Origin of the sequence: Nostoc sp. UHCC 0252, assembly GCF_034931145.1 — a bacterium.
GTDB lineage: Bacteria > Cyanobacteriota > Cyanobacteriia > Cyanobacteriales > Nostocaceae > Nostoc.
The window spans coordinates 71,294-76,960 of record NZ_JAYGHE010000036.1 but is presented as its reverse complement, the minus strand read 5'-3'; the positions used below and the strand labels follow the sequence as shown (position 1 = coordinate 76,960).

General features: G+C 38.0%; 6 protein-coding genes. 2 read left to right on the top strand and 4 right to left on the bottom strand.

The features are described 5' to 3' along the window. Nucleotides 1-68: 68 nt before the first annotated feature. From VB732_RS20105 to VB732_RS20090, 4 genes are read right to left on the bottom strand one after another with little or no spacing between them, the layout of a single operon-like run. Nucleotides 69-713 carry a retron system putative HNH endonuclease gene (locus tag VB732_RS20105; RefSeq protein ID WP_323232666.1) on the bottom strand — a complete coding sequence of 215 codons (645 nt, stop codon included), beginning with the start codon at nt 711-713 and terminating at the stop codon, nt 69-71. Then, complete coding sequence (locus VB732_RS20100; RefSeq protein ID WP_323232665.1) at nt 710-1,966, bottom strand: AAA family ATPase; 1,257 nt, start codon at nt 1,964-1,966, stop codon at nt 710-712. The genes VB732_RS20105 and VB732_RS20100 overlap by 4 nt, the downstream gene beginning before the upstream one ends. A gap of 53 nt (nt 1,967-2,019) precedes the next feature. Continuing rightward, nucleotides 2,020-2,553, bottom strand: a complete 534-nt coding sequence (locus VB732_RS20095; protein WP_323232664.1) for a GAF domain-containing protein — start codon at nt 2,551-2,553, stop codon at nt 2,020-2,022. Between the two features lie 4 nt (nt 2,554-2,557). Then, nucleotides 2,558-3,478: a metallophosphoesterase family protein gene (locus VB732_RS20090; RefSeq protein WP_323232663.1), complete on the bottom strand. Its 921-nt coding sequence runs from the start codon at nt 3,476-3,478 to the stop codon at nt 2,558-2,560. Nucleotides 3,479-3,613: 135 nt separating this feature from the next. On the opposite strand from VB732_RS20090, the gene VB732_RS20085 reads away from it, so the two are divergent. Continuing rightward, a complete protein-coding gene (locus tag VB732_RS20085) occupies nt 3,614-4,504 on the top strand; it encodes a hypothetical protein (RefSeq protein ID WP_323232662.1) in 891 nt (296 codons plus the stop codon). Between the two features lie 87 nt (nt 4,505-4,591). Further along, nucleotides 4,592-5,425, top strand: a complete 834-nt coding sequence (locus tag VB732_RS20080; protein WP_323232661.1) for an ATP-grasp domain-containing protein — start codon at nt 4,592-4,594, stop codon at nt 5,423-5,425. Nucleotides 5,426-5,667 lie beyond the last annotated feature (242 nt).

Below are 5,667 nucleotides of genomic sequence, written 5' to 3'. Positions count from 1 at the left end.
GCTTATTTATAACTGGTTTACCCATTCTTGTTACTGTACTTCACCAGACTAATAAACGCTATATTGAACTAAAAATAATTCTTGAAAAAATAGCTAATAGCAACACAAAACGGAGTATATTGCCCATTGGCATCCAGTTTTTCATAACCTTGAGCAAGTAGCTGTATTTCTGCTTCAGTTAAACCATCAGTAGCAAGCAATGCAGCGTCAATTGCTAGCCTACGCATATTTTGCAGCTTGCTGATATTGAGTGCAAGGTTTTCAATCGTTGTTTCAGCAGCAGCTTTTTTCGCTGGCTCATCTGTTGGTTGAATTTCGCCAGAAGCAGGGTATTTGAAAAAATCAGTGCAGGTTATTTCTAGAGGCGAAACCATCAGATGCTCGTCGTACCAGTTATCTTTTTTATGACCACAATGTACTGGTACTCGAGGTTGCTTTTCATCTTCACCTTGACATGACACCATGAGATTTGTGTATTCATAAGTCAATTGTGGATAAATACTTTTGGGTTTCAAGTGTTCAATATGGCATTCATTCCTCGTGATCGAAGCACCACAGTAACAACAGATATAACCTTGTTCACACAGCAATGCCTCAAACACATCATTTTTCACTGATTTTTTGAATTTTATCCAAGGAAGTATCTTACTGCCAAGCTTATTATTCCATTTAGTTAAGCTAATCGGTTTTGCACCCTTTTTTATGTATTTCATTTATTGAGAATTTCCTTTCGCCGGATAAGTACATCTGCTTTTACAAACTCTGGTTCATTAGCTCCAATTTTTGCTGCTAGATATTGACGTAATTTCCTAGCGTCTTCTACATTTCCCGCATCAATTAGCCTAAAGAGTTCCAAAAGACTTTCCTTAATATCCTCGCGACGACTTGGAGCGTCCATCACATTTTCTAATATATAATTGCTATCTCTCCCATAAGAACTTTCTGGATGTTTTGCAATAACACCCATATCAGTACTTTCTAAAATGTAAATTTCTGTAGGTTTAACATCACTAATTACTTGAGGTGAATGAGTGGTAACAATGAATTGACAATGAGGGAATGTCTTTGTCAAAGCTGGAATAATATCCCGTTGCCATTTCGGGTGCAAGTGCAGTTCAATTTCATCAATGAGAACGATGCCGCTACCGTAAAGTGAATTTGGTAAACTGGGGTTAGCGATTGCTAATCGTCTTGCTAAATCTCCTACCATCGCCAGCAAGCATTTTTCGCCATCGGATAGCTGATTGACTATAAGTTCTTCACCTTGTTTTTGGACAGTCATCCGTAGCGGTGAACGTCTCACCCGTAAATTAGAAAAACTTGGTATTAATGAAGATATGGCTTGCCTCACTGATTCTAATTGCTTATCCCGATACCCAGAATTATCTTCTAGCCGTAACTCATTCTCTAAATCTTCTTGCTTTCTAAACCATTCAAAGAAGAGTCTAAACTCGCTTCCTGCTCCAGTAAGTGCATTCTCATAGATATCTAATTGTTCAAATAAATGCTTTGTCCGAATCTTCAAAGGAATATCCAGCACCGCACGATTAGTGGAATAATAAACTAAAACAGGAATATTTAACTTATCAGATGTATATAAATCCTTTTTGATATTTTCAGCGACCTTTGTTATAGCTGACAGGTTACTGCTAGTATCTTTACTTCTTCCTTTCCGTACTTTTGTTAAAGACCATGTTGCTTCTTCAGCATTCAATGAAATAATAATTTCGTTATGTGTTTCCTTTCGTCCATTAGTAATGTCTTCTTCCCTGAAGAGTCTTCCAGAAGGTGTTGAATGTTCAATCGAGCTAGTAAAACGCGACAAAAGAATAGCAAGGCAATCAAGAATACTCGATTTTCCTACACCGTTGATACCAATAAGTACTGTTGGACTTGTTTCATCAAACTCCAGCGTCAAATCACCGATTCCACGGAAGGCTTGCATTTTCAAGCGCTTGACTTTCATAGTTTTAACAACGCTGAACGTAATGTATTCGATTAGTAATGCCTAGTCTACAGCTAATCAAAAGCAGACTTGACATAATCAACTGCAATAGGTGTGATTTTTTCGACAAGATTATTAATCACTCCTCGTTCGTATTCAGTCCAAATTCTAGGATGACCAAAAATGCATGGTTGTAAAATTCCCCAGAGTTGTCCATCCTGGCGGATATGGGCATGAATAAGGGCGCGATGTCCAAAATACTTCTGTTCAAACTCCCGATTTAAAACCTTAGAATCAGCAGTTTCTACATCTTCGACAAAGATTGAAGGTTCAGCACGTAGCGCAGCCGCAAACATCGGATCATCATCTACTAAAGTTGGGGGTTGTGCTGCCCATTCTTCATTATAAACAGTAGGTACATCTGGAGTGCGAACCCAACAAAAGGCAACTCTACCAAGGTCATTTTGTGGATTATGCAAGTATAAAAAACATCTATCAGACTGGAGAAAATCGCCTACAGCTGGTAGTAGTGCAGAAAATAGAGCGTCTGGTGTTTGAGATGATTCTAAAACATTGTTGAGTGCAGAAGGAAGTTCTGGCTGAGTCATATAACTAAGCTGATTTTAATTGAATAATGCCTTTATCAAAAACGCGATTATTAGTAGCGATCGCACTTACTTCTATTCTATCTGGATACACCTCATACGCCGCAAAACTAAGCTTCTCAGCAGAATGCTCTGTCCATTCTGAACGCCCTACAGGACGAGTACCCGCACCAGCACCAGTAACTAAATAAGTCGTTCCGTTAATAGCACTAGTGCGCTCATAACTATGGTCATGGCCGTTGATGTAGAGTTGAACGCCGTATTTTTTAAACAGAGGAGTGAGGGTTTTAATAAAAGTTTGATTGACTCCATAGTGACCGGATGAATAAATTGGATGGTGGCCAAATACAACTTTCCAAGGAGCTTTACTAAGACTTAATTCTTTTTCTAACCAAGGTAGTTGATTTTTCCAATCAGCATTACCGTTAGTATCTAAAGCAAAAAATTGCACAGAGCCACGCTTAAATGTATAGTAGCGTCTTCCCTTCATATTAAAGCCGGCATACTTGACTTGCGGATCACCATTAGCAGTACGAATATCGTGATTACCTAAACAAGCCTGAAATTTCACACCTTGCTTGAGTAAACCTTGATAAGGACGCTCAAAAACTGCATTAATTTTCTCGATTTCGCCGTTATTGTAAATGTTATCTCCAGCTAAAACGACTAAATCATAAGGATTTTGTTTGTGATACGCATTCATTGCTCCAGCTACAGCATACTGTCCTTTAGCTCCAGTCCCCGTATCTGCTACAGACACAAAACGTAATAACAAGTCTTTTTTGGCTGGGTTTGCGGCTATAGCGGTTGTTGAATCGCTAATATCAGCACTTTGATGATTTTCATGAGCTAATATCCAGCTTAAAAATCCTGTACCAATGGCGCTAACACTACTTAAAAATAAAAATTGACGGCGTTTCAGTTTCATAAGTCACGAAATTTAATAAATAGTCAAATTAGCCGAAGCAATGTGCAACGAAATGATACATTAAGGCAAAAGAAGGCAGCATCAGTAATAATATACGTTGTTTGTCTTTGATTCGCTGCTTTTGGTGAAAGTTCCATGTCACAAGACAATCAGTCAAAACCGACGGATGAGCAGATAACTCAACCTCCCCAAAAACCTTACCAGAGAGTTCAGCCATTTTGGAAGGCTAAAATTATCCAACTTCTCCAAGGGACGATTGGGGTTTTAGAAGTAACGGTGGAAAAACTGGAGACAGCACCCCCACCTGGTACTGAGGAAAAACCTGGTTTTTTCCAGCAGCTTCAGTTGAGATGGGGTGGACTGTTAAGGACAATCCGCTTGTTTTTACCATCCAATTTGTCAACAAAGTTATCAGATACAGCTTTGACGGGAATTGTGACTGGAGTTGCTGTAATTTTTGTTTGGGCGACTACAACTGTCCTTACTGCTAAACCGACTGAAGTAGCAACACTTCCCCCGGTTGAACAGGTTCCTATACCAACACCAACGATAACTACTCCACCAGAGTCAGTCGCACCAGAACCACAGCCGCCACAGCCACCAGAGGAAGTTACGCCGCCGCCAGAAGTACAAATTATACCAACGCCGGAACCGGAACCAGAACCAATTCCAACGCCAACGCCAACGCCAATCCCAATACCGACACCCATCATAGAATTGACACCGGAACAAGCTTTGATTGCGGCTATTGAAAATCAGGTAGCCGAAATTAGCGATCGCATTGCCTCTGGTCTGATAAAGTCAATTCAAGCCAACTTCCGCACCAGTAATTTAACTGTCAAAATTAGTGATGATTGGTATACTCTCAAAGAATCTCAGCAGGATAACCTAGCTGCGGAAATATTACAACGCTCTCAAGAACTTGATTTTACTCATTTAGAAATTATCGACTCCCAAGATAAGCTGATAGCGCGTAACCCAGTTGTTGGTACTGAGATGGTGATTTTTAAACGTCAAACAACATAGTAATTTGTAATTAGGAAAGCATATTATAAAAAGCGTTGAACTGATAAATATCAATTGATTTGTGTCAGCACTTAACTTCAAGCATTTATGTTAGATAACCTCTCGCTATTGCTCAAAGCTTGTGAAAACTTAGACATCAGCTATGAAATTATTCATCCGACTGAAAACTTAGTAAAAATAAAACTGAATAATAAACAACATTATTTTTGTAATTATAGTACTCCGATAATAAATCAAGCAGTAGCACAAATTATAAAAGATAAGGAATATACTTACCATATTTTAAAGAAAAAAGTTAAACTTCCTCAGACAGTAGGTTTTCTTTCCCCTTTTTGTGAGCTTCAATATAAGATTTACTTAAAATTTCCCAGCTTTGAAGATATTATATTAGAAATCAAAAAGAACTTTGAAACGCCCGTAATTGTTAAACGGAATTCCGGCTCAAGTGGACATAACGTTTTTTTATGTCAAAATACAGATGAAGTTGAAACTGCTTTAAAAGAAATTTTTAATATCAATAATAAAAAGTATGATTACGTTGCGATCGCTCAAGAGTTTATTCATATAAAATCTGAGTATAGAGCCGTTTTTTTGAATAAAGAGTTAGTTTTACTCTATGAAAAAGATGTAACTAATGCAACATTTGTAGGCAACCTTAGTCCTCTCCATTGGGATGGTGCAAAAGCAAAGTATATTAACGACCCACAAATATTGTCAGAAATCGCTAATTTTGCTAGACCAGTTTTTGAAGAATTAGATATTGATTATGGTGGTTTAGATATCGTCTTAGATCAAGATAATCAATATTGGCTAATCGAAATCAATTCTCACCCCAATTATAGTATTTTCACTAGAGACAATGGAGAGGAGCCTGTTTTGAGAATTTTTGAAAAAATGCTCATCAGCCTAGCCTCAAAATAAAAAAATGCGGTACAAAATTTATCACAAGGTGTAGATGCACAATTGGTATTACTTTATTGAAACCGTAACAATCCTAATTGTTCTGCATTATTGTGCGATCGCGCATCTCTAATATCATTTCCGGTTAAATAATTGTCATTGCAAACGAAGAGAAACAATCCCAAAAGCCTTGCGATTGCTTCATTCCACTTCGTTGCACTCGCAATGACATATCACAAGTAATTTGCCGGACATAATATAAT